This is a genomic window from Micromonospora sp. LZ37 (assembly GCF_059359015.1).
The window spans coordinates 142,776-168,999 of sequence record NZ_JCADBL010000004.1 but is presented as its reverse complement, the minus strand read 5'-3'; the positions used below and the strand labels follow the sequence as shown (position 1 = coordinate 168,999).

Annotated in this window: 26 protein-coding genes; 12 read left to right on the top strand and 14 right to left on the bottom strand. The window is 73.2% G+C overall.

All coding sequences use genetic code 11. The features are described 5' to 3' along the window. Positions 1 to 45: 45 nt before the first annotated feature. From purD to AC5L3Z_RS10920, 3 genes are all read left to right on the top strand, one after another. Complete coding sequence (purD, locus tag AC5L3Z_RS10930) at positions 46 to 1,296, top strand: phosphoribosylamine--glycine ligase (RefSeq protein ID WP_494841437.1); 1,251 nt, start codon at positions 46 to 48, stop codon at positions 1,294 to 1,296. A gap of 264 nt (positions 1,297 to 1,560) precedes the next feature. Further along, complete coding sequence (locus AC5L3Z_RS10925; protein WP_494841436.1) at positions 1,561 to 1,869, top strand: sigma-70 family RNA polymerase sigma factor; 309 nt, start codon at positions 1,561 to 1,563, stop codon at positions 1,867 to 1,869. Beyond that, entirely contained in the window at positions 1,862 to 2,707 is an 846-nt protein-coding gene (locus AC5L3Z_RS10920) for a hypothetical protein (protein ID WP_494841435.1), read from the top strand. The genes AC5L3Z_RS10925 and AC5L3Z_RS10920 overlap by 8 nt, the downstream gene beginning before the upstream one ends. 49 nt (positions 2,708 to 2,756) lie before the next feature. Here the strand turns inward: AC5L3Z_RS10920 and AC5L3Z_RS10915 are convergent, their stop codons facing one another. From AC5L3Z_RS10915 to AC5L3Z_RS10900, 4 genes are all read right to left on the bottom strand, one after another. Further along, positions 2,757 to 3,935: a serine hydrolase domain-containing protein gene (locus AC5L3Z_RS10915; protein WP_494841434.1), complete on the bottom strand. Its 1,179-nt coding sequence runs from the start codon at positions 3,933 to 3,935 to the stop codon at positions 2,757 to 2,759. An 87-nt stretch (positions 3,936 to 4,022) separates the two neighbouring features. Beyond that, positions 4,023 to 5,588, bottom strand: coding sequence for an AMP-binding protein (locus AC5L3Z_RS10910; protein ID WP_494841433.1), 1,566 nt, complete (start codon positions 5,586 to 5,588; stop codon positions 4,023 to 4,025). A gap of 165 nt (positions 5,589 to 5,753) precedes the next feature. Next, positions 5,754 to 6,968 (bottom strand): acyl-CoA dehydrogenase family protein, encoded by a 1,215-nt coding sequence (locus tag AC5L3Z_RS10905; RefSeq protein WP_334524686.1) that lies wholly within the window; start codon positions 6,966 to 6,968, stop codon positions 5,754 to 5,756. A 1-nt stretch (position 6,969) separates the two neighbouring features. Next, complete coding sequence (locus tag AC5L3Z_RS10900) at positions 6,970 to 7,422, bottom strand: SCP2 sterol-binding domain-containing protein (RefSeq protein ID WP_334614095.1); 453 nt, start codon at positions 7,420 to 7,422, stop codon at positions 6,970 to 6,972. A 71-nt stretch (positions 7,423 to 7,493) separates the two neighbouring features. Here AC5L3Z_RS10900 and AC5L3Z_RS10895 point away from each other — a divergent pair, with 71 nt between their 5' ends. Then, on the top strand, positions 7,494 to 8,132 hold the full coding sequence (locus AC5L3Z_RS10895; protein ID WP_494841432.1) for a TetR/AcrR family transcriptional regulator: 639 nt from the start codon (positions 7,494 to 7,496) through the stop codon (positions 8,130 to 8,132). A gap of 163 nt (positions 8,133 to 8,295) precedes the next feature. On the opposite strand, the gene AC5L3Z_RS10890 is transcribed toward AC5L3Z_RS10895, so the two are convergent. The 3 genes from AC5L3Z_RS10890 to AC5L3Z_RS10880 form a co-directional block, all read right to left on the bottom strand. After that, positions 8,296 to 8,913 carry a DedA family protein gene (locus AC5L3Z_RS10890; protein WP_494841431.1) on the bottom strand — a complete coding sequence of 206 codons (618 nt, stop codon included), beginning with the start codon at positions 8,911 to 8,913 and terminating at the stop codon, positions 8,296 to 8,298. A gap of 82 nt (positions 8,914 to 8,995) precedes the next feature. Then, positions 8,996 to 10,057: a MaoC/PaaZ C-terminal domain-containing protein gene (locus AC5L3Z_RS10885; RefSeq protein WP_494841430.1), complete on the bottom strand. Its 1,062-nt coding sequence runs from the start codon at positions 10,055 to 10,057 to the stop codon at positions 8,996 to 8,998. Further along, a complete protein-coding gene (locus tag AC5L3Z_RS10880) occupies positions 10,057 to 11,427 on the bottom strand; it encodes a 3-oxoacyl-ACP reductase (protein ID WP_494841429.1) in 1,371 nt (456 codons plus the stop codon). Before AC5L3Z_RS10880 ends, AC5L3Z_RS10885 begins: the two co-directional genes overlap by 1 nt. Before the next feature lie 56 nt (positions 11,428 to 11,483). Between AC5L3Z_RS10880 and AC5L3Z_RS10875 the strand changes: the two genes are divergently transcribed. After that, positions 11,484 to 12,776, top strand: a complete 1,293-nt coding sequence (locus tag AC5L3Z_RS10875; protein ID WP_494841428.1) for an acetyl-CoA C-acetyltransferase — start codon at positions 11,484 to 11,486, stop codon at positions 12,774 to 12,776. A 43-nt stretch (positions 12,777 to 12,819) separates the two neighbouring features. On the opposite strand, the gene AC5L3Z_RS10870 is transcribed toward AC5L3Z_RS10875, so the two are convergent. The 5 genes from AC5L3Z_RS10870 to AC5L3Z_RS10850 all read right to left on the bottom strand — a co-directional run bounded on the left by AC5L3Z_RS10870 (position 12,820) and on the right by AC5L3Z_RS10850 (position 16,538). Then, complete coding sequence (locus AC5L3Z_RS10870; protein WP_494841427.1) at positions 12,820 to 13,245, bottom strand: PIN domain nuclease; 426 nt, start codon at positions 13,243 to 13,245, stop codon at positions 12,820 to 12,822. Beyond that, positions 13,242 to 13,451 carry a type II toxin-antitoxin system VapB family antitoxin gene (locus AC5L3Z_RS10865; protein ID WP_334524704.1) on the bottom strand — a complete coding sequence of 70 codons (210 nt, stop codon included), beginning with the start codon at positions 13,449 to 13,451 and terminating at the stop codon, positions 13,242 to 13,244. The genes AC5L3Z_RS10870 and AC5L3Z_RS10865 overlap by 4 nt, the downstream gene beginning before the upstream one ends. A gap of 126 nt (positions 13,452 to 13,577) precedes the next feature. Then, entirely contained in the window at positions 13,578 to 14,135 is a 558-nt protein-coding gene (locus AC5L3Z_RS10860) for a fascin domain-containing protein (RefSeq protein ID WP_494841426.1), read from the bottom strand. Between the two features lie 17 nt (positions 14,136 to 14,152). After that, on the bottom strand, positions 14,153 to 15,883 hold the full coding sequence (locus AC5L3Z_RS10855; protein WP_494841425.1) for a PKD domain-containing protein: 1,731 nt from the start codon (positions 15,881 to 15,883) through the stop codon (positions 14,153 to 14,155). A gap of 142 nt (positions 15,884 to 16,025) precedes the next feature. Beyond that, positions 16,026 to 16,538 carry a DUF3152 domain-containing protein gene (locus tag AC5L3Z_RS10850; RefSeq protein ID WP_494841424.1) on the bottom strand — a complete coding sequence of 171 codons (513 nt, stop codon included), beginning with the start codon at positions 16,536 to 16,538 and terminating at the stop codon, positions 16,026 to 16,028. 424 nt (positions 16,539 to 16,962) lie between these two features. Here AC5L3Z_RS10850 and AC5L3Z_RS10845 point away from each other — a divergent pair, with 424 nt between their 5' ends. The 3 genes from AC5L3Z_RS10845 (at position 16,963) to purB (ending at position 19,695) form a co-directional block, all read left to right on the top strand. Continuing rightward, a complete protein-coding gene (locus AC5L3Z_RS10845; protein WP_494841423.1) occupies positions 16,963 to 17,466 on the top strand; it encodes a SigE family RNA polymerase sigma factor in 504 nt (167 codons plus the stop codon). After that, the gene (locus AC5L3Z_RS10840) at positions 17,463 to 18,203 is read left to right on the top strand and encodes a hypothetical protein (protein WP_494841422.1); all 741 of its coding nucleotides are present in this window, start codon (positions 17,463 to 17,465) and stop codon (positions 18,201 to 18,203) included. The genes AC5L3Z_RS10845 and AC5L3Z_RS10840 overlap by 4 nt, the downstream gene beginning before the upstream one ends. 67 nt (positions 18,204 to 18,270) lie before the next feature. After that, complete coding sequence (gene purB / locus AC5L3Z_RS10835; protein ID WP_494841421.1) at positions 18,271 to 19,695, top strand: adenylosuccinate lyase; 1,425 nt, start codon at positions 18,271 to 18,273, stop codon at positions 19,693 to 19,695. A 127-nt stretch (positions 19,696 to 19,822) separates the two neighbouring features. On the opposite strand, the gene AC5L3Z_RS10830 is transcribed toward purB, so the two are convergent. Further along, positions 19,823 to 20,389, bottom strand: a complete 567-nt coding sequence (locus AC5L3Z_RS10830) for a YbjQ family protein (RefSeq protein ID WP_494841420.1) — start codon at positions 20,387 to 20,389, stop codon at positions 19,823 to 19,825. 23 nt (positions 20,390 to 20,412) lie between these two features. Then, entirely contained in the window at positions 20,413 to 21,096 is a 684-nt protein-coding gene (locus AC5L3Z_RS10825; protein WP_494841419.1) for a S1 family peptidase, read from the bottom strand. Between the two features lie 470 nt (positions 21,097 to 21,566). Between AC5L3Z_RS10825 and purS the strand changes: the two genes are divergently transcribed. Genes purS through AC5L3Z_RS10805 form a run of 4 tightly spaced genes read left to right on the top strand, consistent with a single transcriptional unit; the run spans position 21,567 to position 26,088 of the window. Beyond that, positions 21,567 to 21,830, top strand: coding sequence for a phosphoribosylformylglycinamidine synthase subunit PurS (purS, locus tag AC5L3Z_RS10820; RefSeq protein ID WP_088959474.1), 264 nt, complete (start codon positions 21,567 to 21,569; stop codon positions 21,828 to 21,830). Further along, the gene (gene purQ / locus AC5L3Z_RS10815; RefSeq protein ID WP_334524732.1) at positions 21,827 to 22,510 is read left to right on the top strand and encodes a phosphoribosylformylglycinamidine synthase subunit PurQ; all 684 of its coding nucleotides are present in this window, start codon (positions 21,827 to 21,829) and stop codon (positions 22,508 to 22,510) included. The genes purS and purQ overlap by 4 nt, the downstream gene beginning before the upstream one ends. Positions 22,511 to 22,565: 55 nt before the next feature. Beyond that, positions 22,566 to 25,328 carry a phosphoribosylformylglycinamidine synthase subunit PurL gene (gene purL / locus AC5L3Z_RS10810; RefSeq protein WP_494841418.1) on the top strand — a complete coding sequence of 921 codons (2,763 nt, stop codon included), beginning with the start codon at positions 22,566 to 22,568 and terminating at the stop codon, positions 25,326 to 25,328. 4 nt (positions 25,329 to 25,332) lie between these two features. Continuing rightward, positions 25,333 to 26,088 carry a 2-phosphosulfolactate phosphatase gene (locus AC5L3Z_RS10805; RefSeq protein ID WP_494841417.1) on the top strand — a complete coding sequence of 252 codons (756 nt, stop codon included), beginning with the start codon at positions 25,333 to 25,335 and terminating at the stop codon, positions 26,086 to 26,088. The last annotated feature ends 136 nt before the right edge of the window (positions 26,089 to 26,224 follow it).

The following is a 26,224-nucleotide window of genomic DNA, read 5'->3' as shown; positions in this document are numbered from 1 at the left end:
TCTTGATCAACTAGGCGGGGGGTGGGGGGCAGTAGGATCCCGGGCGTGCGGGTTCTTCTTGTGGGTGGTGGGGGGCGGGAGCATGCGCTCGCGCTCGGGATTGCCGGCGATCCGTCCGTCGAGGCGGTGATCGCGGCGCCGGGGAATCCCGGCATCGCCGCGTTGGCCGAGGTGCGCGCGGTGGATCCGTGCGATCCGGCCGCGGTGGCGGCGCTCGCCGTCGAGGTGTCGGCCGACCTGGTGGTGATCGGGCCGGAGGCGCCGCTGGTGGCAGGGGTGGCCGACGCGGTACGCGCCAAGGGGATCGCGGTCTTCGGGCCGTCCGCCGAGGCGGCCCGCCTGGAGGGGTCGAAGACCTTCGCCAAGGAGATCATGACGGCGGCGGGCGTGCCGACCGCCCGCGCCCACACCTGCACCGACGCGGCCAGCACCGCCGAGGCGCTCGACGACTTCGGGCCGCCGTACGTGGTGAAGGACGACGGGCTGGCCGCCGGCAAGGGCGTGGTCGTCACCGAGGACCGCGCCGCCGCGCTGCGCCACGCGCAGGACTGTGGCCGGGTCGTCATCGAGGAGTACCTCGCCGGCCCGGAGGTCTCTCTCTTCGTGGTCACCGACGGCGAGGCGGCGCTGCCGCTGCTGCCCGCCCAGGACTTCAAGCGCGTGGGTGACGGCGACACCGGCCCGAACACCGGCGGCATGGGGGCGTACACGCCGCTGCCCTGGGCGCCGGCCGGCCTGGTCGACGAGGTGATGGCCGACGTGGTGCACCCGACGCTGGCAAAGATGCGCCGCCGGGGCACCCCGTTCGCCGGGCTGCTCTACGTCGGGCTGGCGCTGACCGCCGCCGGCCCCCGGGTGATCGAGTTCAACGCCCGCTTCGGTGACCCGGAGACGCAGGTGGTCCTGGCGATGCTGGAGACGCCGCTCGCCGGGCTGCTGCACGCCGCCGCGACCGGCACGCTCGCCGCGCACCCGCCGCTGCGCTGGCGCGACGGCGCCGCCGTCACCGTCGTGGTCGCCGCCGACGGCTACCCGGCCGCGCCCCGCACCGGTGACGTGATCACCGGCGCGGACCGGCCGGGCGTCATCCACGCCGGCACCGCGCGCCGGGCCGCCGACGGCGCGTTGCTCTCCGCCGGGGGCCGGGTCCTCTGCGGTACGGCCACCGGCCCGGACCTCGCCGCCGCGCGGGACGCCGCGTACGCCCTGGTGCGTGGGGTCGAACTGGCCGGCTCGCACCACCGCACGGACATCGCCGCCGCGGCGGTCGAGGGTCGGATCACCATTCCGAACTGACGGGCAACCTCCCACCCTGCCGCCTCCGTTTGAGCGGTGAGGGTGAGGAGGTGGCGGGATTGCCTGCCGACATCGAGGGCTACCGCGAGTACGTCGCGGCGCGGCTGGATCCACTGCGTCGCACGGCGTACCTGCTCTACGGCGACTGGCACACGGCCGACGACCTGACGTCGACGGCCCTGGTCAAGCTGCTGCGGCACTGGCGGCGGGTCTCCGCCCTGGAGAACGGACGCGTACGTCCGGCGTACCCTGCTGCGGGTCTGGTTGGACGAGCGGCGCCGTCCGTGGCGGCGGGAGGCCGCCTGGGCGGAGGTGCCGGACCACGCGGTCCGCGCCGGCACCGACGGTACGGCGGACCGGGTCACCCTCCTCACTCTCCTCGCCGAGCTGCCGCCGCGCCGGCGGGCCGTCCTGGTGCTGCGCTACTTCTGCGACCTGTCGGTCGAGGAGACGGCCCGCGAGCTGGGCTGCACCACGGGGACCGTGAAGAGCCAGTCCGCGCGGGCGATCGAGGCGTTGCGGGGCCGCCTCGTCGCCGCGTCCGTCACCCGGGAGGGACGTACCCATGGATGAGATCTCGACCCAGTTGCGCGCCGTCGTCGCGGAGGCGCCACCCACCCGGATCGACGTCGACGGGCTGATCCGGTCGGAGCAGCGGCGGCGTCGCCACCGCACCTGGCTGCTCACCGGTACGACGGCGGCGGCCGCCGTGGCGGCGCTCCTGGTGGTGCCGGCGCTGGCCGCCGCGCCGGGCCCCGCCCCCACTGTCGCCGGACCGCCGTCGGCCGGTCCGTCGACGGCCGCGACGTCGCCGCTCTGCGCCGGGGTGACCCCGAGCCCCACCGGGCCGCAGCCGCCGCTGCAGACCTACGGGACGGTCCGGGCCCGTCCCACGGAGGCGCCCGACGCCGCCGTGGGACGGTTGACCGGGGCGCTCCGGGACGCGCTGCGCACCCGGATGCCGGCCGGGGTGCGGGTCGAACCGGCGGAGCGGGGCTGCACCGAGCCCCAGTTCCAGTACCACCCGAGCTACCGCGAGTACACGGTGGACGCCATCGTCCGGCGGGGCGGCGGCTCCGGCTTCTTCCGGTTCCAGGTGAGCCCGACCGGCACCGACCTGGCCAGGCCGGACTGCCAGCAGGCGTACAACTCGTCGGACTGCGAGATCACCAGGTTTCCCGACGGCTCCGCGGCCGTGCTCAGCAAGTCGGAGGAGGCGCCCGGTGCACGGCAGCTGTGGGTGCATCTGCTCCGGCCGGACGGTACGTCGGTCGCAGTGGTCACCAACAACTACCGGACCGAGGTGGTCTCGAACCGGGCGAAGATCACGCCGACCGCGGACGAGCCGTTGCTGACCATGGACCAGCTGGTCACCCTGGCCCGGTCGCCCGGCCTGACTCTCTACCCCTGACCGGCGGGCGGGGCGCGCCGATCGCGCGCCCCGCCCCACGGGTGCGTCGTCAGAGCATCCCGAGCGCGGCCCCGATCACGGCTTGGGCGGTACGGCTGAGCTCCGCACCCTTGGCGTCGGTCCCGGTGATCGAGTACTCCACCCGGAACCGGCCGTCCCGGGTGGATGCCACGCCGGCCAGGTAGCCGAACCGGGACCCCGTCTTGATCCACAGGATCTCGCCTCCGGGCAGCGGGAACGCGGTGAGCCCGACGCTGTACCGGGCCGGACCGCCGGCGACGTCAGGAACCGCGGGCAGGGTGAACATCTCGGCCAGTTGGGCCGGCGGTACGACCCGGCCGGCGAAGAGCGCGGTCATGAAGGTGTCCAGGTCGGCGAGGCTGGAGATGACGTTGCCGGCGGCCGGGGTGAAGGTCTGACTCCACGTCGTCACGTCCACCAGTTCGGTGGCCCCGTCGCGCGCGACGGCCTGGTATCCGTGTGCGTGCGGTCCGCGGATGCGCGGGTCGTCGCCGGGGGCGTACGTCTCCCGCAGGCCGAGCGGGCCGGCGATCCGCCGGTCCAGCTCGTGCGCGTACGAGTTGCCGGTGACCTTCTCCACCAGCAGGCCCGCGACGATGTAGCCCATGTTCGTGTAGTGCTGCCGCGTCCCGGGCTCGAACTCCCGGGGGTTGCGCAGGCCGAGCCGCACGATCTGCTCCGGCGTCCACCGGTCGTACCGGTGGGCGAGCTGCCACTCGATCCCCTCCGGCATGGTCGGGCTGGGGATGCCGCTGGTGTGGTCGAGCAGCTGGCGGACGGTGACGGTCGGGTAATCGGCGGGCAGCAGACCGGGCAGGTGACGCTGTACCGGATCGGCCAGGTCGATGCGGCCCTCGGCAGCCAGTTGCAGCACCAGCGCGGCGGTGAAGACCTTGGTGACGCTGCCGATCCGGAACCGGGCGTGCGGCGGGACGGGGGCGTGGCCGCGCAGGTCGCGCACGCCGCTGACGCCGGTCCAGCAGCCGTCCGGGGTGGAGACGCGCACCTGCGCGCTGGTCGCGTCGGCGTTCGGTAACCCGCTGATCGACGCGCGCAGCGGGGAGGGGTCGAGGGTGCCGGGACGGCAGGTGGCGCCCGCCCGGCCGGTGGCGGCGCTGCCCGGAGCGGCCGCGGCGGGGGTGGCGACGGTCAGCGTCAGGCCGAGCGCCGCGACGACGAGTGCGGTACGGCTGTTCGTGATTTTCATGCTCCCGAGCCTGCCGTCCCGGTGGACCCGGGAGCATCGGGGAGAATCCCCCGGGGCACCCGGGACGGTGGCTCCGGGGTTACCCGGTCAGCTGTAGTAGCGGCGCAGCTCGCGGGTGAGCACCTTGCCGGTGGCGTTGCGGGGCAGGTACTTCACGAAGACCACGTCCCGGGGGACGGAGAAGCGGGCCAGGTAGTGCCGGACGTACTCGCGGACCGCCTCGGGGTCGAGGGTCTCGCCGGGGTGCAGGCCGAGGAAGGCGGCGAGGCGCTGGCCGTACTCCGGGTCGGGTACGCCGATGACGGCGGCCTCGCGGACCTGGGGCAGGCGGGCGAGGAGATCCTCCACCTCGGACGGGAAGACGTTCTCCCCACCCGAGACGATCATGTCGTCGGCGCGGCCGTCGACGAAGAGCAGCCCATCGGCGTTGATCCGGCCCAGGTCGCCGGTGTCGAGCAGCCCGTCGCGGGTCTCCCGCCGCGCACCGGAGGTGTAGCCCTCGAAGAGCATCTCGTTGCCCACGAAGATCCGCCCGACCCGCCCGGCGGGCACCGGCTGCCCGTCGTCGTCGAGGATCTCCAGCCGGGTGCCGTGCGGCGGCCGGCCGGCGGTGGTGGGGGCCTCGCGCAGGTCGACCGGGGTGGCGATGGACGCCCAGGAGACCTCCGTCGAGCCGTACAGGTTGTAGATCACGTCGCCGTAGACGTCCATGAACCGGGGGGCCAGCCCGCCGGGCAGCGCCGAGCCGCTGACCGCCACCACCTTCAGGGGCGGTCGCGGGTCCGGCGGCGGCGCGTCGAGCAGGCGCTGCAGCATCACCGGCACGGCGAAGAGCGCCTCGCACCGGTGCTCGGCGAGCGCGGCCAGCGTGGCGGTCGGCTCGAAGCGGCGGTGCAGCACGATCGTGGCGCGCAGCGCGAACGCCACCTGGAGGGCGGCGTACCCCCAGGTGTGGAAGAGCGGCGCGGCGATCATCACGGTGTCGCGGGCGTGCAGCGGGATGCGGTCGATGATGGACACCAGCGGGCCGAAACCGTTGGGGGTGGGGCGACGCGCGCCCTTCGGCGTGCCGGTGGTGCCGGAGGTGAGCACGATGGTCCGGCCGTCCCGTTCCGGGGGCTTCAGCTGGTCGCCGGGGAGGGCGCCGGCGATCAGCTCCTCCAGGCCGCGTTCGTCCACCCGGTGCACCTCGGCGGGGAGCCCGAGGACCCGTTCGGCGAACTCGTCGTCGTGCACCAGCACCCGGAGCTGCTGCTCCTCGGCGACGGTGGCGAGTTGCGCGGCGGCGAGGCCGCTGTTGACCAGCACCGCGTCGGCGCCGAGCACGGTGGCGGCGACCACCGCCTCGATCAGGCCGTGGTGGTTGCGGCAGAGCACGCCGACCCGGTCGCCGGCCTGCACGCCGAGCGCCGCGCGCAGCGCCCGGGCCAGCCGCTCGGCCCGGTCCAGCAACTCCTGGTAGGTCAGTTCGGCGCCCTGGTCGTCGACGACGGCGACCCGGCCGGGGTCGCGGGCGGCGGCCTGCCGCAGCTCGCCGGCGAGGCTCCAGCCCCACTTGCGCAGCGCGCCGAGCTGGGAGGCGACCCGGACCGGCCGGCCCGGGGTGAGCAGCCCGCGCCGGGTCAGCGTGGCCACGACGAACGGCAGGTCCATGTCGTGGGCCTCCTTCGGGTGCACGGAAGCGCCCTCGCAGGGGCCCTTCACCGGAGCGTCGTTTTCCGATCATGCACCGGATGCCGCCACCGGCCCAACCGGCGTCGATCGGGTGCCACCTGGTGGGCACCTGCCGTCGCGGAGGCCGCCACCGACGGTGACGGGTCAGCGGATCTGCATGCCGGAGATGGCGCGGGAGATGACCAGCCGTTGGATCTCCGAGGTGCCCTCGAAGATGGTGTAGATCTTCGCGTCGCGGTACCAGCGCTCGACCGGGTGGTCCCGGAGGAACCCGGCGCCGCCGAGCAGCTGCACCGCCTTCTCGGTCACCGCGACGGCCACCTCGCCGGCCTTCAGCTTGGACATCGAGCCCTCACCAGCGGTGAAGGGCCGGTTGTTGCGCCCCATCCAGGAGGCCCGCCAGACCAGCAGCCGGGCGGCGTCGATCTCCATCTTCATGTCGGCCAGCGCGAAGGCGACCGCCTGGTTGGCGATGATCGGCCGGCCGAACTGGACCCGGTCCTTCGCGTAGTCCAGGGCGTACTCGTAGGCGGCCCGGGCCACCCCGAGCGCCTGCGCGCCGACGGTGGGGCGGGACAGCTCGAAGGTGCGCATGGCGGCCTGCCCGGAGGCGCGTTGCCCGGAGCGGGCCCGGTCGAGCCGCTCCAGCAGGGCGTCCCGGCCGCCGAGCAGGCAGCTCCCGGGCACGCGTACGTCGTCGAGGAAGACGTCGGCGGTGTGCGACGCGCGCAGGCCCAGCTTGCGTAGCTTGCGGGTGGCGTGCAGCCCCGCGGTGCCCGGCGGTACGACGAACGCGGCCTGCCCGCGCGAGCCCAGCTCGGGTTCGACCGAGGCGGTGACCACGTGCACCCCGGCGATCCCGCCGTTGGTGGCGTACGCCTTCTGCCCGCGCAGCACCCACTCGTCGGTGGCCTCGTCGTAGACGGCGCGGGTGCGCATGGCGCCGACGTCGGAGCCGGCCTCCGGCTCGCTGGTGCAGAACGCGGCCACGGCGGGCCGGTCGACGTCGCCGAAGCACTGCGGCACCCATTCGACGAGCTGGTCGGGGGTGCCGGCGCCGTAGATGGCGGCGACCGCGAGGGAGGTGCCGAAGATGCTCAAACCGATGCCGGCGTCGCCCCAGAAGAGTTCCTCGCTGGCGATCGGCAGTGACAGGCCGGTGGGGTCGGCCCAGCAGGTGGCGATGAACTCGAACCCGTACAGGCCGACCTTCGCCGCTTCCTGGATGACCGGCCAGGGAGTCTCCTCCCGGGCGTCCCACTCGGCCGCGGCCGGGCGCACGACCTCTGCGGCGAAGCCGTGCACCCAGTCGCGTAGATCCCGCTGTTCCTCGTTCAGGTCGAGCGAGAACTCGGCCATGTCAGGCCTTGGGGATGTCGAACAGGTTGGCGATGTTGGCGGCCAGGCCCAGGTCACCCTTGGCCTTCAGCTTGCCGGTCATGAACATCATCACCGGGTTGGCACCGCCGGAGACGATCTTCAGGAACTCGACCGGGCCCATGGTGAGGCTGAGCTTCGGGTCGCGGGTCGCGGACTCGTTGACCGTGCAGGTGCCGTTCTCGACGATGACCTCGTAGGTGTCGGTGCCACCGTCGGGGCGACCGGTGATGTTCCAGTGGATCACCGCGTTGGTGGAGCCGGCCCGGTCGGCGCGGAACAGCTGCGGCATCCGGCCGAAGACCTCGCTGAGGATCTTGCCGCGCAGGTCGCCGGACATCACCTCGGCGATCTTGTCATCGGGGGTGGACTTGACGAGCTGGGCGAACTCCTTCGGGCCGACGTTCGCGAAGTTGGCCGGGTCGAAGTCAGTCATGAGGGCTGCACCTTCCGGGGGATTTGGCTACTCGCGCGTAACCTTACGCACGAGTAGGTATGCTCGCAAGGGTGTCCACCGCCCCCACGTTCAAGCGCCTGCCCCGGGCCGTCCGCGAGCAGCAGATGCTCGACGCGGCGGTCAAGGTCTTCTCCCGACGCGGCTTCCACGCCGCCAGCATGGACGAGATCGCCGAGGACGCCGGCATCTCCAAGCCGATGGTCTACGCCTACCTCGGCACCAAGGAGGAGCTCTTCATCGCCTGCCTGCACCGCGAGGGCACCCGGATGACGCAGGCCATCGCCGGGGCGGCTGCACCGGACCTGCCCGCTGACGAGCGGCTCTGGCGCGGGCTGCGCGCCTTCTTCGGCTTCGTCGGCGCGCACCGGGACGGCTGGGCGGTGCTCTACCGGCAGGCCCGGGGCACCCAGCCCTTCGCCGGCGAGCTGGCCGCCATGCGCACCCGGCTGGTCGAGGTGGTCGCCGGCATGCTCGACCACGCGCTGCGCGCCGAGGGGCGCGAGGTCGGCGAGACCGAGCTGGAAGTGGTCGCGTACGCCCTGGTCGGGGCGACCGAGTCGCTCGCGGACTGGCTCGCCGACCATCCGGAGGCCGACCCGGAGAAGACCGCCACCCGGATGATGAACGCGGCCTGGCTCGGCGCCGGCCAACTGCTGGGTGGCGCCACCTGGCGACCCCCGGCGAGCTGACGGCCGCGCCCCGACCGTTCGGCTGCGCCCCCGGGCCGGGCGGCGTCCCAGCCGCGGTAGCCCGGGGCGGCTCATGATCGGGTAACGATTTCCGGCAGCTTCGGCGGCGCGTCGTCGCGGATATTGCGACCCGATCATGGGCGGTGCCGGGGAGCGGCGCCGGTCAGCGGTGGACGGCGGGGCGGCGGTGGGCGCGGCGGCGCAGCCAGCGGACGACCTCCAGCAGACCGGTGACCGCGAGCGAGAGCCCGACCCCGAGCAGCAGGGCCTTCAGCGGGTCGCGTTCGAAGGCGAGTCCGCCGAAGTAGCCGAGCAGCGCACAGTAGAGGGCCCAACTGCCGGTCGCGACCGAGTCGAAGAAGAGGAACCGCAGCGGCGGGTAGCGGACCGCCCCCATGGTCAGGGTGACGGCGGTCCGGCCGCCGGGGATGTACCGCGAGGTGGTGAGGATCGACCCGCCACGCCGGTCGACGGCCCGCCGGGCCCACTCCGAGCCGGTCCGGCGCCGGCTGCGCGCGGGCAGCCGGGCCAGCCGGTGCGCGCCGCCGCCCCGACCGATGGCGTACGAGACGTGGTCGCCGGCCAGGGCGCCGAGCGCGGCCACCACGATCACCGCGACCAGGTTGGGCTCGCCGCCCGCCGCGAAGACCCCGGCGGTGATCACCACCGTCTCGCCCGGCACCGCCGGGAAGAACGCGTCGACCGCGGTGACCGCGAAGATCACCAGGAACACCCACGGCGAGGTGACCGTGTGGTGGAGCAGGTCGAGCACGGACTCCATGACCTCATGCTGGGCGCTGGAGCACCGGCCGCGGGCCGAGTCGCCGGATCAGCCCCGGAACCGACGGCCAACCCCTGCGTCGTTAACGGACGGTGCCGACCAGGTGCGGACGGCCGGTCCGCGCGTCGTGCAGGGCGAAGTCCCAGGCCGGGGTCGCGCTGAAGGCCACCGTCGTCGGCAGCGGCACCGGCAGCTTGAACGACACGTCCACCGTGTACGCCTCCGGCAGCCGGCTCTCCAGCGCCGCCAGGCAGCGCGCCTTGCTCCACATGCCGTGCGCGATCGGCCGGGGGAAGCCCAGCAGCCGCGCCCCCAGCCGGGAGGTGTGGATCGGATTGTGGTCGCCGGAGACCCGGGCGTAGTCCGTACCCACCCGGGGGGAGACCCGCCACTGCGCGCTGGCGGCCGGCGGCGCGGGGCGCTCACCCCGGTCGCGCCGGTCGCCACCGCCGGGCGTGCGCTCCTTGCCGAGGTACGTCGAGACGCCGCGCCAGACCTCCTCGCCCCCGACCGACCCGACCAGCACCACGTCGATCTGCCGCCCCCGCTCGTGCGGGCGCAGGTTCTCGGCGTGGGTGGTGAAGTCGAGCGTCTCGCCGGCGTCGACCGGCCGGTGCACGGTGATCCGGTTGCCGACGTGCACCACCCCGGTCAGCGCGATCGGGAACTCCGGCGTGGTCATCAGCCGCAGCGAGAGCGGGAAACCCATGATGTGCGGGTACGTGGCCGGCAGCCGGTCGGCCAGCCGGAACCCGCAGACCCGGTCGTAGTCGGCCAGATGCGCCCGGTCGACGGTGATCCCGGCGACGGCCAGCTCCACCTGCGGCGGCGCGTCCGGCCGGGCGGACCGGCCGATGACGGGCAGCGCGTCCCGCAGCGCCCGCCGGTAGAGCGCCCCCTGCGCCGGCATCCGGTCCAGCTCCACCCGGGCCCGCCCGGCCGGGGCGGCGTGCGCCGACAGGTCCTTCGTGGCGTACGCCGACAGGTCGTGGGTGGCTTCCAGGCTCACGTCGTGCTCCGACGAGGCGGCCCGGACGGCGGCCAGGTCCGCCGCCGAGATCACCTCGGTCGGCCCGTCGATGAGGTCCCCGACGGAGAGGTTCTCCGTCGGGCCGTCCTCCGGTCGTTGTCTCCGCTTCGCCATCACGCCCCCAGCAGGCTCTGGCCGCAGACCCGGACCACGTTGCCGCTGACCGCGCCGGAGGTCGGCCAGGCCAGCCAGCCGATGGTCTCCGCGACGTCCACCGGCAGGCCACCCTGCGCCATGCTGTTCATCCGGCGGCCCGCCTCGCGCAGCCCCAGCGGGACGCGGGCGGTCAACCGGGTCTCGATGAACCCGGGCGCCACGGCGTTGACGCTGATCCCGCGCCCGCGCAGCACCGGGGCGAGGGAGTCGACCAGGCCGATCACCCCGGCCTTGCTGGTGGCGTAGTTGGTCTGCCCCCGGTTGCCGGCGATGCCGGCGATCGAGGAGACCGTGACGATCCGACCGCCGGAGGGGATCAACTCGCGCTCCAGCAGCACGTCGTTGATCCGCTCCTGGCTGGAGAGGTTCACGTCGATCACCTGGTCCCACCGGTCGGCGTCCATCCGGCCGAGGGTCTTGTCCCGGGTGATGCCGGCGTTGTGCACCACCACGTCCACCCGGCCGTGCCGGGTGGCCAGGTGCTCGGCGAGCCGGGCCGGCGCGTCCGGGGTGGTCAGATCGAGCTGCACGGCGGTGCCGCCGATCTCGTTGGCCACCGCGGCCAGCTCATCGCCGGCCGCCGGGATGTCCAGGGCGACGACCTGCGCGCCGTCGCGGGCGAGCACCTTCGCCAGCGCCGCGCCGATGCCCCGGGCCGCCCCGGTGACCAGGACGACCTGACCGTCCAGCGGGCGGTCCCAGTCCGCCGGCTGCTCCGCGTGCCCGGCGCCGACCCGGACCACCTGACCCGAGACGTACGCGGACCGGCCGGACAGGAGGAATCGGAGGGTCGACTCCAGGCCGGTCAGGGTGCCCGCGTCACCCTCCTTCGTGACGTACACGAGCTGGGCGGTGACGCCCCGGCCGAACTCCTTGCCGATGCTGCGGGTCAGGCCCTCCAGGGCGCGCTGGGCGGTGGCCTCGCGCGGCGAGTCGCACTCGGCCGGCGGGGTGCCCAGCACGATCACCCGGCCGCTGGGCAGCACCGAGCGGGCCTGCGGGTGAAAGAAGTCGTACAGCTGGCGGAGCTGGGTGGAGTCGGTGATCCCGGTGGCGTCGTAGACCAGGGCGCCGTACCGCTGGGGGGTGCCGTCGGCGGCGGTGGTGCCGGCCACCGGATCGCGCACCTCGACCCCGGCGAAGGTCAGGATCTTGCCGACCGGCTCGCCGAGCCGGCCGCCGGTGGCCGCGCCGAGCAGCGCCGGCCCGGGCAGGAGCGGGTCGCCGGGCGTGTGCCGGCGCAGTCGCGGCGGGTCGGGCAGCCCGAGGCGCTTGACCAGCGCGCGGCCGGCCCCCGATTGGACGAAGCTCGCGTACCTGTCGGTCATAGGCGTAGCCTACTGGCCAGTAGGTTGTGGGCAAGTCCTGAAACGGAGGCGGGATCGTGCAGAGCATCCGGCGGGTCGCGGTCATCGGCGGCAACCGCATCCCCTTCGCCCGGTCCAACTCGCGGTACGCGAGCGCGTCCAACGCCGACATGCTCGGCGCCGCGCTGGACGGACTCGTCGCCCGCTTCGGCCTGGCCGGCCAGCGGGTCGGTGAGGTGGTCGCCGGCGCGGTGCTCAAGCACGCGAAGGACTTCAACCTCACCCGCGAGGTGGTGCTCGGCTCGAAACTCGACCCGCACACCCCCGCGTACGACATCCAGCAGGCCTGCGGCACCGGCCTGGAGGCGGCCATCCTGGTCGCCAACAAGATCGCCCTCGGGCAGATCGACGTCGGCATCGCCGGCGGCGTCGACACCACCTCCGACGCGCCCCTGGCCGTCAACGAGGACATGCGCCGCACCCTGCTCAAGCTCAACTCGGCCCGCACCCTCGGCGAGCGGCTCAGGATCGCCGCCAAGCTGCGCCCGCACCAGCCGTTCAAGCCGGAGATCCCGCGCAACGCCGAACCCCGCACCGGGCTCTCCATGGGCGAGCACGCCGCCCGTACCGCGCTGCGCTGGCAGATCGACCGGCAGGCCCAGGACGAACTGGCCCTCCGGTCGCACCAGCGGCTCGCCGCCGCGTACGACCAGGGCTTCTTCGACGACCTGATGACGCCCTACCTCGGGCTGACCCGGGACCAGAACCTCCGCCCGGACACCACCCTGGAGAAGCTCGGCTCACTCCGGCCGGTCTTCGGCGCGAAGGGCCCCGACGCCGACCAGGCGACCATGACCGCCGGCAACTCCTCCCCGCTCACCGACGGCGCGTCGACCGTGCTGCTCGCCTCCGAGGAGTGGGCGCGCGAGCACCACCTGCCGGTGCTGGCCTGGTTCAGCTTCAACGAGGTGGCCGCCGTCGACTTCGTGCACGGCGACGAGGGACTGCTGATGGCTCCCGCGTACGCGGTGCCCCGGATGCTGGCCCGGGCCGGGCTGACGCTCCAGGACTTCGACTACTACGAGATCCACGAGGCGTTCGCCTCGCAGGTGCTGGCGACCCTGGCCGCCTGGGAGTCGCCGGAGTTCTGCAAGGACCGGCTGGGGCTGGACGCCCCGCTCGGCTCGATCGACCGGGACCGGCTCAACGTCAACGGCTCCTCGCTCGCCGCCGGGCACCCGTTCGCCGCCACCGGCGGCCGGATCGTCGCCACCCTGGCCAAGCTGCTTGCCACGAAGGGCAGCGGCCGGGGGCTGATCTCCATCTGCGCGGCCGGCGGGCAGGGCGTCACGGCGATCCTGGAGCGCTGAGGGTTGCCTCGTCCGGTGCGGTGCTGACCGGCCCGGGGGACAGCTATTTGATCGTGCCCGCCGGGGCGACCCAGCGCACGGGTTGCCCCGTCACGGCCGCCACCTGGTCGAAGTCGTGGTCGTAGTGCAGGACGGACAGCCCCTGGTACTCGCCGGTCGCGGCGATCAGCAGATCCACCGCGCCGGCTGATCGATGGGTGCCCCGCGCCGTCAACTCCTCCTGGATCTCGGCCGCTCGCTCGTAGCTCCGGTCCGGCATGGTCACCCAGCCGAACGTGGTCCGCAGCAGGTTCGCCAGGCGGGATCGGTCGGCCGCGGACCTCGCGGTGTGCAGGAACTCCAGCTCGATCAGCGGGCAGACCGCGAGCAGACCGGCGGTGATGGTGGGCTCCCAGCGAGCCCGCAGCGCCGGATCCCGGAGCAGTCGCACCAGCGCGCTGGTGTCGACCAGGTAGTCGGCGAGCTTCACGACCGGTAGTTGCCCTTGTCGAGCAACTCGTCGAAGTCTCCCGCTTCTCCGCGCATGCCCAGTTCGGCCAGAGCTCGCGCGCGACGGAGCCGAGCCGCGCCTTCGCGCAGTGCCACGTTCACGGTGTCCTTCTTGGTCTTCGTGCCGAACGCTTCGGCGGCGTCGGCCAGGGCGGCGTCGTCCACGTCCACGAGAATCTTCGTCATCCGCGCTCCTATATACCGAAGGCTTCAGGAGTATATCCGCTTCCGCGGTCGGAGGAGCTGCTGCGGCCGGACGCGGCGACGCCCGCCAGGGTTGACCTGGCGGGCGTCGGACCGGATGCGACGGGCTCAGCCCAGGGTGAACTTCTCCCACGAGCCGATCGAGGTGCGGTTGGCGATCAACGGCTTCGTCCCGGCGCTGTCGGCGGTGACGTAGCGGCCGTTGGCGGCGGCCTTGAAGCTCACGGTGCCGTCGGCGTTGCGGACCAGGGTGAAGCGTTCCCAGGTGCTGACGGCCGCGCGGTTGGCGATCAGCGGCATGGCCCCGCCGCTGGCGGCGGTGACGAAGCGGTTGTTGGCCCGGGCGAAGAGGGCTGCCTGCCCGTTGCCGAGGTCGATCACGTCGTACCGCTCCCAGAGGCCGATGGCGGCGCCCCGCGCGATGAGCGGCTTGGTGCCGGCGCTCTCGGCCGTGACGTACCGGGCGTTCGCGCGGGCCTTCAGCGACCGGAACGCGTCGGTCACGGTGACCCGGTGGAACTTCTCGGCAGTGCCGATGGTGGTCCGGTCGGCGGTCAGCGCGGAGCTGGTCCCGGCCGCGGCCGTGACGTACCGGCCGCTGCCCGCCCTGAGGCTGCTGGTCCCGTCACCGTTGCGGACCAGGGTGAACTTCTCCCGGGTGTCCACGACCTGACTCGTCGCGGTCAGGCTGGTGTCGTGATCTCGGTGACGTACCGCCCGCTGGCCCGCGAGAAGAGGGCCACCTGGCCACCCCCGGCGTCCGCGAGATCGAACTGCGCGGACGCGCTCAACCCGGCCTGGTCGGGCCGGAGAGCGGTGAGGTTGGTGCTCGACCCGACGTAGCGGAGATTGGCGAGGGCGAGCAGACCCACCGTGGCGGTCCGCCGCAGCACGCTCACCTGCTCGGTGCTGGTGCCCGACTGACCGTCGGTCCCGGTGGCCTTGACCGTGACGCGGTAGCTGTCCGGGGTGGCGTACCGGTGCGAGGCGACCGGCGTCGCCTGGGTGACCACGGTGCCGTCGCCGAACTCGAACCGGTAGGACTCGATCGGTACGAAGCCCGGCGTGGAGGCGGAGGCGTCCACGGTGACCTTGCTCGCGCCCAGGTCCAGGGCGACGTCGAAGGACGCGACCGGCGGCGCGACGGTCTCGATCGCGCCCCGGTCGGCGTAGGTGACCGGACCGGCGCCGGTGTTCGGCAGGGCGGGGTTGTCGGCGCGCGACGTGACCTCGGCGTCGTACTCCGGGTAGCCGGGGGCCGCCGAGTTCGCCGAGTCCTGGTTGTCCCTGGTGTTCGGCGTGTCCCGGTCGTGCGCGGCCTGCCCGGAGACGGTACGGAACTGGGCCAGCCCCATCCGGGTCCCGTTCCACGAGTAGCTCGTCGAGGACGGGGACGAGTGGTGGTAGGCGTTGTTGTAGTCGACCACCGTGCCGGCCATGGCCCCGCCGTGGACGCTGATCTCGGCCCCGTCGGTGACCGTGGGGTCGCAGTAGCTCTGGCTGAACGAGCCGTTGCTGATGAGCACGTTGTTCTGCACGGAGACCCCGGCGGAGGCGCCGTCGACCCGGATGCCGTCGAGGCAGCGGTCCCGGACGGTGTTGTTGGTGATGGCCGTGCCGGTGGCCCCGCCGTTGTGGATGCCGTGGCCGCCCCCGCCGTTGATCCGGTTGTTGGCCACCACCGTGTCGGTCGCCCCCGGACCCAGTGCGACGGCTCCGCCGGTGAAGCCGCTGACGATGTTGTCGAGGATGGTGTTACGTGGGCCGTCGACCCGGATCCCCACGCTGTGGTCGTCGTACTTCGGTCCGGTCATGATGGTCCAGTTGGTGACCTGCACGTCGCTGGTGGCGGCGTCCATCGTCAATCCGTCGGTGAGCGCCGTTCCGCTGACGACGAGGTCCCGCAGGATCGCTCCGGCCAGCCCGGTGAGCCGGACGGCGGGTGCCGTCGAGGAGCCGGCCATCGTGAAGTTGCCGCCCACGACCTCGACGTATGAGGAGTTGCGGATGTCGAGGGCGGGCACGGCGGCCGCCCCGTTGATCCGGAAATCCTGGATTCCGATGTTGTGCTGGCCGTCGACGACGAACCCCGCGGTCGGTCCGGTGAGGGTGACCGGACCGTTCGCGACGAAGCCGATCGGCAATTCGTAGGTGCCGGAGGCCGGGATGGTGACCCGCTCGGGGTAGCTGCCGCCGGCGACCCAGACCGTCTGTCCGGCGGTGACCACCGCGGCGGCCGCTCCGATCGTGCAGAACGGCTCCGTCTTGGCGCCCGGGCCCTGGTCGGAGCAGTTGGCGGCGGCCTGGTTGACGTACAGGTTCTCGACGGTGGCCTGGGCGGGTGCCTCGGTGGCCAGCAGGGTGCCGCCGGTCAGCGCGATGGTGGCGAGACCGGCAAGGGAGGTTTTTCGCATGCGTGCCCTCGGGTGAGGAGGAAGGATCCGGCGTTGCCGGAAGTCAGATGGAGATGATGGTCCGTCATCTGCGGATGGCGCACTGTCCGCTACGGCATAACGGTCGATAGGACCCGGCGGACGCGCCGTCGCGCTCGCCGGCTCACGACGGCCGGCCCCGATCGCGGGGCGGGGTGAGGTCGTCGTACGCGCCCGGGCGCCCGGCGTACCGCTCACCGTCGCGGTACGGCATGGCGTTCGCCGTGCAGCCGTGCAGGCCCAGCGACTGCTGCTGCATCACCGGCGCCGGTCGACCCCGTCCCGGGCACCGCTCGTGGCCGTGGCCGAGCCGGTGCCCGACCTCGTGGTTGACCATGTACCGGCGGTAGGTGGCGAGGCTCGCGCCGTAGCCCGGCACACCCTTGACCCAGCGGGCGACGTTGAGCACCACCCGGTCGCCGTTGCGGCAGGAGGTGTAGCCGTCCGGCACGTCCTGGCAGAGCTCGTCGCGGGTGCCGGGCGTGGCGAGGTAGATGGTGAAGTCGGCGGGCTGGCCCGGTCCGACCCGGCGCAGGCGCAGCCTCCCGTCCGCCCTCCAGCCCTGCGGGTCGTTCAACGTCCCGGTGACCTCGGCCGCGAAGGCCGGGACCGACACGCCTCGGATGTCGCGCTCCACGGCGACGCGGTAACGCAGCAACCGACCCTGCCACGCGGGGCCGCCGCCTCGCCGGCGGCGATCTGCCACCGGCTGCCGCCGTCCGCGGGGTAGGTGATCGGGACGGGTCGCGGCGGGACGGTCGCCGACGGCGACGCCGCGGGCGCGGCCGTCATGGTGGCCCGCCCGGCGGTCGGGGCCGCCGGCTGCCCCGCCGCCGGCTGCGCACAGCCGCTGAGCAGCGCAGCCAGCAGCACCGGGACGGCACGGGCGCCCGCGCGGCCCGTAGTCTTCGCTGTCATGTGTCTCCCCTCGCCGCGCACCGCCGCCCGGTGGTGCGTAGCGAGGAGGACGAGCGAACCGGCCGCAAAGTTGATCTCGCGTGGACTCAACCTTCCGCCCGCCCCACTCGTCCTGTCCGGCGTGGGGTGCGGAAAGAGCGGCAATGGCTCGGGGTGACGTCGAGTTCGTCGAGTTCGCCCGGGCCGCGTCGGGGCGGCTGGTACACGCCGCCTACCTCATGACCGGCGACCACCACCAGGCCGAGGACGCGGCGCAGACCGCCCTGGTCCGCACGTACGCCTCGTGGTCCCGGATCCGCGACAACGACGCCTACGGCTACGCCCGCAGGGTGCTGGTCAACCACCTCGTCGACAGTTGGCGGCGGCCGCTGCGCGAGTACCCCACCGACGACCTTCCCGAGCAGCGTCGTGGCGACGTGGCCGACGAGGTCGCCACCCGACGGTGGCTGCTCGCCATCCTCGGCACGCTCAGCCCTCGCGAGCGCGCCATCGTCGTGCTGCGCTACTACTTCGACCTTCCGGAGACGCAGGTGGCCCGCGAACTCGACGTGTCGGTCGGCACGGTCAAGAGCACCAGTTCCCGTGCCCTGGAGAAGCTGCGCACCGCGAGCGCCGGCGCGCCGGAGATCCACGGGACGCGCCGATGAACGAGGTGGAGCAGCTCCGCGAGGCCATGCGGGCGACCGAACGGGGCGACCGTTCCGCCCTCGACCTGAGCACGATCATGCGCGAGGGGCGCCGGCTGCGCCGCCGGCGGCTCGCCGGAACGGGCGCGGTGGGGCTGTCGGTGGCGGTCCTCGTCGTCGGCGTCGCGGTCGGCGTGGAGCGGACCCGCCCACCCGAGCCGACCCGCGCGGGTCCGGCCGTCACCGCACCCGCCACCCGCCCCACGGTGACCACCACCCCGGCGACCACCCCGAGCCCTTCCCAGCCGCGGCCGCAGCCGGTCGGCGACGTGGTGGACAGCGGGATCCGGTACGGCGACGACCAGCGGGTCTTCTACCTGGTCCCCGTCGACGTGCCCCGAGCGCCCCGGGTGAAGATCGGGTTGGTCGCCGGCCGCCGCGCCGCCGACGGGGAGCTGACCTCGGATTTCCTCGTCAACGACGTCGACGGCAGCGACCGGCGGCCGGGGTTCCACGAGATCGGCTACGACCAGTCGGGATCGGTACCGGCCGCCCCTCCCGTGCCCACCTTCGGATACTTCGTCGGGCCGGCCGAGCGGATCATCGGCACGGTCGACGGCCGTCGGATCACCGCCCGGCTGGCGAGGTGGAGCGAGGACCGGCAAGTGGTGATCTTCTGGTTCGACCCGGCGGTGCTCGCCCCCGGCGTACGCCTGGACGGCATCATCGCCCGTGACGCGCAGGGCCGGGAGCTGTGACACCGCCAGTTCGGCCAGGCTCCGGGCCGAGAACGGCAGGCTCCCGGCGTACGAGAGAATGAGGTACGTGACGACGATCCCGAACGTGCTCGCCAACCGGTACGCCTCGCCCGAACTGGTCGCCCTCTGGTCCCCGGAGGAGAAGGTACGGATGGAACGGCGGCTCTGGCTCGCCGTGCTGAAGGCCCAGCGGGACCTCGGCGTGGCCCTGCCGGACGGGGTGGTCGAGGCGTACGAGCGGGTGGTCGACGACGTCGACCTGGCCTCGATCGCGGAGCGGGAGCGGGTCACCCGGCACGACGTGAAGGCCCGGATCGAGGAGTTCAGCGCGCTCGCCGGGCACGAGCACGTGCACAAGGGGATGACCTCCCGGGACCTGACCGAGAACGTCGAGCAGCTCCAGGTCCGCGCCTCGTTGGAGCTGATCCGGGACCGGGTGGTCGCCACGCTGGCCCGGCTGGCCTGGCTCGCCCACGAGCACTCCGGCCTGGTGATGACCGGCCGGTCGCACAACGTCGCCGCGCAGGCCACCACGCTGGGCAAGCGGTTCGCCTCGGCCGCCGAGGAGCTGCTGATCGCGTACGAGCGGCTGGAGGACCTGATCGGCCGCTACCCGCTGCGCGGCATCAAGGGCCCGGTCGGCACCGCCGCCGACCAGCTCGACCTCTTCGACGGCGACGCCGACAAGGTGGCCGAGCTGGAGCGTCGGGTGGCCGGGCACCTCGGGTTCAGCCGGGTGCTGGACAGCGTCGGGCAGGTCTACCCGCGTTCGCTCGACTTCGACGTGCTCTCCGCGCTGGCCCAGGTGGCCGCCGCGCCGTCGTCGCTGGCCACCACGATCCGGCTGATGGTCGGCCAGGAACTGGTGACCGAGGGCTTCAAGCCCGGCCAGGTCGGCTCCAGCGCGATGCCGCACAAGATGAACACCCGCTCGTCGGAGCGGGTGAACGGCTTCGCGGTGATCATCCGGGGTTACCTGTCGATGGTGGGCGAGCTGGCCGGCGACCAGTGGAACGAGGGGGACGTCTCCTGCTCGGTGGTGCGGCGGGTGGCCCTGCCGGACGCCTTCTTCGCCGCCGACGGGCTCTTCCAGACCTTCCTCACCGTGCTGGACGAGTTCGGGGCGTACCCGGCGGTGATCAACCGGGAGCTGGAGCGGTTCCTGCCGTTCCTGGCCACCACGAAGATCCTGGTGGCCGCGGTGCGCCGGGGCGTCGGTCGGGAGGTCGCCCACGAGGTGATCAAGGAGCACGCGGTCGCCGTCGCGCTCGCCATGCGCGAGAAGGGCGCCGCCGAGAACGACCTCTTCGACCGCTTGGCCGCCGACGGCCGCCTGCGCCTCACCCGCGCCGAGATCGACGATCTGGTCGCCGACCGCCAGGCCTTCACCGGCGCCGCCCAGGCCCAGGTCGATGCGATCACCAAGCGCATCACCGCGGTCGTGACTGCCCACCCCGAGGCCGCCGCGTACTCCCCGCCCCCCATCCTCTGACTTCAGCCGCCGAGCGCCTGTCCCGGCCTGCCGCGACCGGGCCGATCGCCTCCGTTTGCGGCGTGTCGCGGTGTCGCTTGGCCGGGACACCGCGACACGCCGCAAACGGGGTGGATCAGGCCCTGGGTCAGGAGTCGCGGGTCGGGGTCTCGGCGGCGGAGGAGAGGTTGGGTGCGCTCGCCGGCTCGGCGATGCCGCCGGGGGAGGACGCGAACCCCGGGTCCTGGGCGGTCGCCGCGGCGACCTCCGGCTGGTCGCTCGGCATGACGTCGGGAACCTTGGGTACGACGATCACCGCCGTGCCGTACGCGCAGATCTCCATCCACATCTCGCCGCAGTCCCGGCTGTCGAAGCGCATGCCGATCACGGCGTTCGCGCCGAGCCGGAGCGCCTCCTCGCCGAGACGGGCCACCGAGTCGGTGCGCCACCGGGTGAGGTTGTCCGGTGCCATCGGGTCGTACGCACCGCCCCGCAGGTTCTTGACCCCCTCGCGGTAGGGGTTGCGTGTCCGCGCCATCGACGACACCACTTCGCCGAGGATCTGGCGGATCTCGTAGCCGGGCAGTTGATCTGTCGTCACTACCAGCACGGTTCCGATGCTGTCAGCCGCCGGCGGGTGCGTATGCGAGCCCTGTTCACCTGATCGGATGCTGCAAAACGGCGCGGCGCGGACGGTCGGCGCTGCGCCGACCATCCGCGCCGCGGTGGCGCTAACCGTCAGACACCGGCCACCGAGGTGATCCAGGCCCGGTTGTACGCGAGGCTGCCGTAGTTCTGGATGCTGTAACCGTCGGCCGTCGAGGCGACGCCGACCTGCCGGCCGTTGTAGAACTGCGGTCCGCCGGAGTCGCCGCGCCAGGCGTTGCCGCTGATCTCGGTGCTCCGGATCGCCTGCCCGTTGTAGGCGTCGACGGCGCTGTTGCTGGTCACCCGCACGGTGGCGGTCTTGAGCTGGCTGGACGCGGAGCAGCCGCTGTAGCAGGTCTGGCCCCAGCCGTAGATGCTGTTGGTCGAGCCGATCGGCGGGTTGCTGTCGGCCAGGGTCACCGCACCGGTGGTGACCGGGCTGGACAGGCGCATCAGGGCCAGGTCGTAGCGGCTGTAGGTGGCGCTGACGGTGCGGGTGACTCCACCGGAGGAGCGGTAGACGCTGCCCACCCGGACCGACATCGTCCCGCCGAGGCAGTGCCGGGCGGTGAGCACCCACTGCGCCGAGATGACGCTGCCGGAGCAGGTGAACGAGCCGTTGCTGAAGACGGCGGCGGCCCACGGCGCGGAACTGACGGTGGAGCCGCCGATGATCGGCTGCGGGCCGGCGGGGGCGGCGGTCGCGGCGGTGGTGGTGGCGAGGACGCCGGCGAGGGCGGTGCTGAGCACCGCGAGCAGGGGGCGGAGGCGCATGTCCGGGGACTCCTTCAGGGGGGCGACCGGGGTGACCGGGCGGGGATCGACCCGTGGCGGGCGGGGGTGGCCCGTCGGGGAACACCGACACAACATCGGCATCTGTCGATGTAGGCTAGGTTCCGTGGCCCCCGTTCACAAGAGTGTCATCGGGATTCACGAATGTGACAGGAGCTCCGCACGGGTCGTCCGCCCCTGTTTGTCGGAAACTGGTCTCCACCGGGCGGACCTGATCGGGTTTCCGCAGGCGGGAGAGGTGTCGCAACGGTTGCCTCGCGATTACAGGCAACGAAATCGCATCGGAGCCGCAACAAACGCATATCGCCCCACCGATCCGTAGGGCCGGTTATGTCGATCACTGCCTGAACTGCCCCCGGCCGGTGCGTCCGCGACGAAATCTGCCAGGTACGCTGGCTGCGCTCGCCCGTAGTGGGCCGGCACCCAACTGCGTACACAGTCAGGAGTGCCCAGTGCCTCGCGTCGTCGTCGACGTCATGCTCAAGCCCGAGATCCTCGATCCTCAGGGGCAGGCCGTCGCAAACGCGCTGCCGCGGCTCGGCGTCAGTGACGTCGCCTCCGTCCGGATCGGCAGGCGGATCGAGATCGAGTTCACCGGTGAACCGGACCTGGACCGGGCCCGGGAGATCGCCGACAAGCTGCTCGCCAACCCGGTCATCGAGGACTTCACCGTCCGCGTGGTCGAGGCCGACGAGACCGTGGACGCGCACCCGTGACCGCGCGCGTCGGTGTGGTGACCTTCCCCGGCTCGCTCGACGACGGGGACGCGGCCCGGGCCGTCCGGATCGCCGGTGGCGAGCCGGTCCGGCTCTGGCACGGTGACGCGGAGCTGCACGGGGTGGACGCCGTCGTCCTGCCCGGTGGCTTCTCCTACGGCGACTACCTGCGCTGCGGCGCCATCGCCCGGTTCGCGCCGGTGATGGAGACGATCGTGGACGCGGCCCGCGGCGGCCTGCCGGTGCTCGGCATCTGCAACGGCTTCCAGATCCTCTGCGAGGCGCACCTGCTGCCCGGCGCGCTCACCCGCAACCAGCACCTGCACTTCCGCAACCGGGACCAGGTCCTGCGGGTCGAGTCCGCGGGCACCGCCTGGACGAACACCTTCCAGCCGGGTCAGGAGATCCTCATCCCGGTCAAGAACGGTGAGGGTTGCTACGTCGCGGACACCGCGACCCTGGACGAGCTGGAGGCCGAGGGTCGGGTCGTCGCCCGCTACGTCGGCGGCAACCCCAACGGGTCGCAGCGCGACATCGCCGCGATCACCAACCCCGCCGGCAACGTGGTCGGCATCATGCCCCACCCGGAGCACGCGGTCGAGGCGCTCACCGGCCCCTCCCTGGACGGCCTCGGCTTCTTCACCTCGGTGCTCAAGCACCTGGTGGGGACGCCGGCGTGACGGTGCGCGGCAGGATCATCGGTCGGCTCGGTGACGAGCGCAGCGAGGAGAGGTCATGACCACCCATCAGGACCCGGCCGTACGGGAGACACCGGGCGCCTTCCCGGCCGCCCCGGCCGAGGCGCCCGCAGCCGGCGTGGTGCCGCAGGGCGGCCCGGTCGACGCGGGGCGGCACGCCGACCCGGCGCCGACCGCCGACTGGACCGGCACCGTGGACACCGTGCAGCAGGCCACCGGCACCCCGGAGGAGCTCCAGCCGTACGCCGAGCTCGGCCTCCGCGACGACGAGTACGACCGGATCCGGGACATCCTCGGCCGGCGCCCCACCCAGGCCGAGCTGGCCATGTACTCGATCATGTGGAGCGAGCACTGCTCCTACAAGTCCAGCAAGGTGCACCTGCGCCAGTTCGGCGAGAAGGCCCCGCCCAGCGACCGGCTGCTCGCCGGCATCGGTGAGAACGCCGGCGTGGTCCAGGTCTCCGACGAGCTGGCCGTCACCTTCAAGGTCGAGTCGCACAACCACCCGAGCTTCGTCGAGCCGTACCAGGGCGCGGCGACCGGCGTCGGCGGCATCGTCCGCGACATCCTCGCCATGGGCGCCCGGCCGATCGCGGTGATGGACCCGCTGCGCTTCGGCGCCGCGGACCACCCGGACACCGCGCGGGTGCTGCCCGGCGTGGTCGCCGGCGTCGGCGGCTACGGCAACTGCCTGGGCCTGCCCAACATCGGCGGCGAGGTCGTCTTCGACCCCTGCTACCAGGGCAACCCGCTGGTCAACGCGCTCTGCCTCGGCGTGCTGCCGGTCGACCGGCTGCAGAAGAAGGACGCCACCGGTCCGGGCAACATCGTGGTGCTGATGGGCGCCAAGACCGGCCGGGACGGCATCGGCGGCGTGTCGGTGCTGGCCAGCGCCACCTTCGACGAGGGCAGCGAGCAGCGCCGCCCGTCGGTGCAGGTCGGCGACCCGTTCACCGAGAAGCTGCTGATCGAGGCCTGCCTGGAGCTGTACGACGCCGAACTGGTCGTCGGCATCCAGGACCTCGGCGGCGCCGGCCTGACCTGCGCGCTGACCGAGACCGCCGCCTCGGCCGGCACCGGCATGCGGGTCTGGCTGGAGCGAGTGCCGCTGCGCGAGCCCTCGATGGAGCCGCACGAGATCCTGGCCAGCGAGTCCCAGGAGCGGATGCTGCTGGTCGTCACCCCGGACAAGCTGGAGGCGGTGCTCAAGACCGCCGACAAGTGGGGCGTGCTCGCCACCGCGATCGGCGAGGTCACCGCGCCGTCGGCCGACGGTCAGCCGGGCCGGCTGCTGGTCACCTGGAACGACCACGTCGTGGTGGACGTGCCGCCGGGTTCGCTGGTCGACGACGGTCCGGTCTACGCCCGCCCGATGCGCGAGCCGGCCGACCTGATCCTGCTCCAGGCCGACCGGGCCGAAACGCTGCCCCGGCCGAGCACGCCGGAGGCGCTGCGGGAGACCCTGCTGCGCATGATCGCGTCGCCGAACCTGGCCGACAAGACCTGGATCACCGAGCAGTACGACCGGTACGTGCTGGGCAACACGGTGCTCGCCCAGCCGGAGGACTCCGGCGTGATCCGGATCGACGAGAAGAGCGGCCTCGGCGTCGCCCTCTCCGTCGACGGCAACGGCCGGTACGCCCGGCTCGACCCGTACCACGGCACCAAGCTGGCGCTCGCCGAGGCGTACCGGAACGTGGCGGTGACCGGCGCGAAGCCGATCGCGGTGACCAACTGCCTCAACTTCGGCTCGCCGGAGGACCCGGGCGTGATGTGGCAGTTCGCCGAGGCCGTGCGCGGCCTCGCGGACGGCTGCCTGGAGCTGGGCATCCCGGTGACCGGCGGCAACGTCAGCTTCTACAACCAGACCGGAGCCGCGGCGATCCACCCCACCCCGGTGGTCGGGGTGCTGGGCACGCTGGACGACGTCGCCAACCGGGTGCCGATGGGCTTCGTCCCGCGCGGCGGTGGCGACCACGACCAGCTCTTCCTGCTCGGTGACACGCACGTGGAGCTCTCCGGCTCCGAGTGGGCGTGGGTGACCCACGAGCACCTCGGTGGCATGCCGCCGCAGGTCGACCTGGCCCGCGAGCGGGTGCTGGCCGAGCTGATGGCGGAGGCGGCCCGGGTGGGTCACCTCAGCTCCGCGCACGACCTCTCCGACGGTGGCCTCGCCCAGAGCCTGGTCGAGTCCTGCCTGCGGCGCGGCGTCGGTGCCCGGATCGGCGTGCCGGACCGGTTCGCCGACGGTTCGCTGCCGTTCGTCTTCCTCTTCAGCGAGTCGGCCGGCCGGGTGCTGGTGTCGGTGCCGCGCGGGCACGAGAAGGCGTTCACCGCCCTCTGCACCGAGCGCGGCGTGCCGTGGGAGCGGATCGGCGTGACCGACCCGGCGGGCGGCGCCCTGGAGGTGCAGGGCCAGTTCCGGATCGGGCTGGACGAGCTGCGGGCCGCGCACACCGCGACCCTGCCCCGGCTCTTCGGCGGGCCGGAGGCGGCCCAGGTCCAGGTCGAGTCGACCCGGACCGGCACCACCACCGTCGCGCCGGCCACCGCCGCGCAGCCGGTGGACGTGCCGGTGGTGGAGCCGGCTGCCGCGGACGGGTCGGGGGAGGCCGCTCCGGTCGCCGCCCAGCCGGCCGACGGTGCCGGGCCGGCGCCGGTCGTGGCCGTCGAGGACGCCCCGGCGGGGGAGCAGGAGCGGCCGGCCACGGAGGTCACCGGAGATGTGGCTCCCGACGCGCCGTCGGCCCCGACCGTCACCGGTGACGACGAGCAGCCCTCGACGCCCGATAAGCGCTGAGGCGTTGGCCGCGGCCGTACACGTCCAACCCGGATCGGGTGCCCGCTTCGACTGGGGGTTGACCGGGGCGGCGGAGCTGGGCCGGGTCTGCGCCGTGCTGGTGGTGGTGGACGTGCTCTCGTTCACCACCACCGTCGAGGTCGCGGTGGGCCGCGGCATGCGGGTCCACCCGTTCCCCTGGGGCGAGCAGGCGGCCGACTACGCGCTGCGGGTCGGCGCGGTCGCCGCGGTGGGCCGCCGGCAGATGACCGCGGAGCACCCGTGGTCGCTCTCGCCGGCGGCGCTGGCCACCGCGCCGGCCGTCGCCGACCTGGTGCTGCCGTCGCCGAACGGTTCCGCGATCAGCGCCGCCGCCAGCGCCACCGGCCTGCCGGTGGTCGCGGCCTGCCTGCGCAACGCCCGCGCCGTCGGGCGTTGGCTGCGCCGCCAGGGGTACGGCTCGAAGGACGCCCCGGTGGGCGTCGTCGCCGCCGGCGAGCGCTGGCCGGACGGCTCACTGCGCCCCTCCGTCGAGGACCAGCTCGGGGCGGCCAGCGTGCTGGACGCACTCTCCGGCGTACCGGGTGGTCTCTCCGTCGAGGCGGCGATGGCGCTCGCCGCGCTGGCCAGTACCCCGGACGTGCCGGCGGCGGTCCGCGGCTGCGTCTCCGGCCGCGAGCTGATCGAGGGTGGCTTCGCCGCTGACGTCGAGGTCGCCGTGCAGGTCGGCGCCTCCAACGTGGTGCCGCTGCTGCGCCAGGGCGTCTTCTCCGCAGCCTGATCCCGCCCGCGCCCGGCCTGCCCGTCCCGTCCCGTCCCGGCCATGGCGGGTGGCGGTCGTGCGGCGCGGGTCTGCTGGCACGGGCGCACAGGCGAAGGGCCGCCCGGAGATCCGGGCGGCCCTTCGTCGTTGCCTG

What these genes read in the sequence shown, in the direction of transcription:
- AC5L3Z_RS10920 (WP_494841435.1), top strand. Translation starts at nt 1,862, where the DNA reads ATGGATGAGATCTCGACCCAGTTGCGCGCCGTCGTCGCGGAGGCGCCA.
- AC5L3Z_RS10915 (WP_494841434.1), bottom strand. Translation starts at nt 3,935, where the DNA reads ATGAAAATCACGAACAGCCGTACCGCACTCGTCGTCGCGGCGCTCGGC.
- AC5L3Z_RS10910 (WP_494841433.1), bottom strand. Translation starts at nt 5,588, where the DNA reads ATGGACCTGCCGTTCGTCGTGGCCACGCTGACCCGGCGCGGGCTGCTC.
- AC5L3Z_RS10905 (WP_334524686.1), bottom strand. Translation starts at nt 6,968, where the DNA reads ATGGCCGAGTTCTCGCTCGACCTGAACGAGGAACAGCGGGATCTACGC.
- AC5L3Z_RS10900 (WP_334614095.1), bottom strand. Translation starts at nt 7,422, where the DNA reads ATGACTGACTTCGACCCGGCCAACTTCGCGAACGTCGGCCCGAAGGAG.
- AC5L3Z_RS10890 (WP_494841431.1), bottom strand. Translation starts at nt 8,913, where the DNA reads ATGGAGTCCGTGCTCGACCTGCTCCACCACACGGTCACCTCGCCGTGG.
- AC5L3Z_RS10885 (WP_494841430.1), bottom strand. Translation starts at nt 10,057, where the DNA reads ATGGCGAAGCGGAGACAACGACCGGAGGACGGCCCGACGGAGAACCTC.
- AC5L3Z_RS10880 (WP_494841429.1), bottom strand. Translation starts at nt 11,427, where the DNA reads ATGACCGACAGGTACGCGAGCTTCGTCCAATCGGGGGCCGGCCGCGCG.
- AC5L3Z_RS10865 (WP_334524704.1), bottom strand. Translation starts at nt 13,451, where the DNA reads ATGACGAAGATTCTCGTGGACGTGGACGACGCCGCCCTGGCCGACGCC.
- AC5L3Z_RS10855 (WP_494841425.1), bottom strand. Translation starts at nt 15,883, where the DNA reads ATGCGAAAAACCTCCCTTGCCGGTCTCGCCACCATCGCGCTGACCGGC.
- AC5L3Z_RS10845 (WP_494841423.1), top strand. Translation starts at nt 16,963, where the DNA reads ATGGCTCGGGGTGACGTCGAGTTCGTCGAGTTCGCCCGGGCCGCGTCG.
- AC5L3Z_RS10840 (WP_494841422.1), top strand. Translation starts at nt 17,463, where the DNA reads ATGAACGAGGTGGAGCAGCTCCGCGAGGCCATGCGGGCGACCGAACGG.
- AC5L3Z_RS10830 (WP_494841420.1), bottom strand. Translation starts at nt 20,389, where the DNA reads ATGGTCGGCGCAGCGCCGACCGTCCGCGCCGCGCCGTTTTGCAGCATC.
- AC5L3Z_RS10825 (WP_494841419.1), bottom strand. Translation starts at nt 21,096, where the DNA reads ATGCGCCTCCGCCCCCTGCTCGCGGTGCTCAGCACCGCCCTCGCCGGC.
- purL (WP_494841418.1), top strand. Translation starts at nt 22,566, where the DNA reads ATGACCACCCATCAGGACCCGGCCGTACGGGAGACACCGGGCGCCTTC.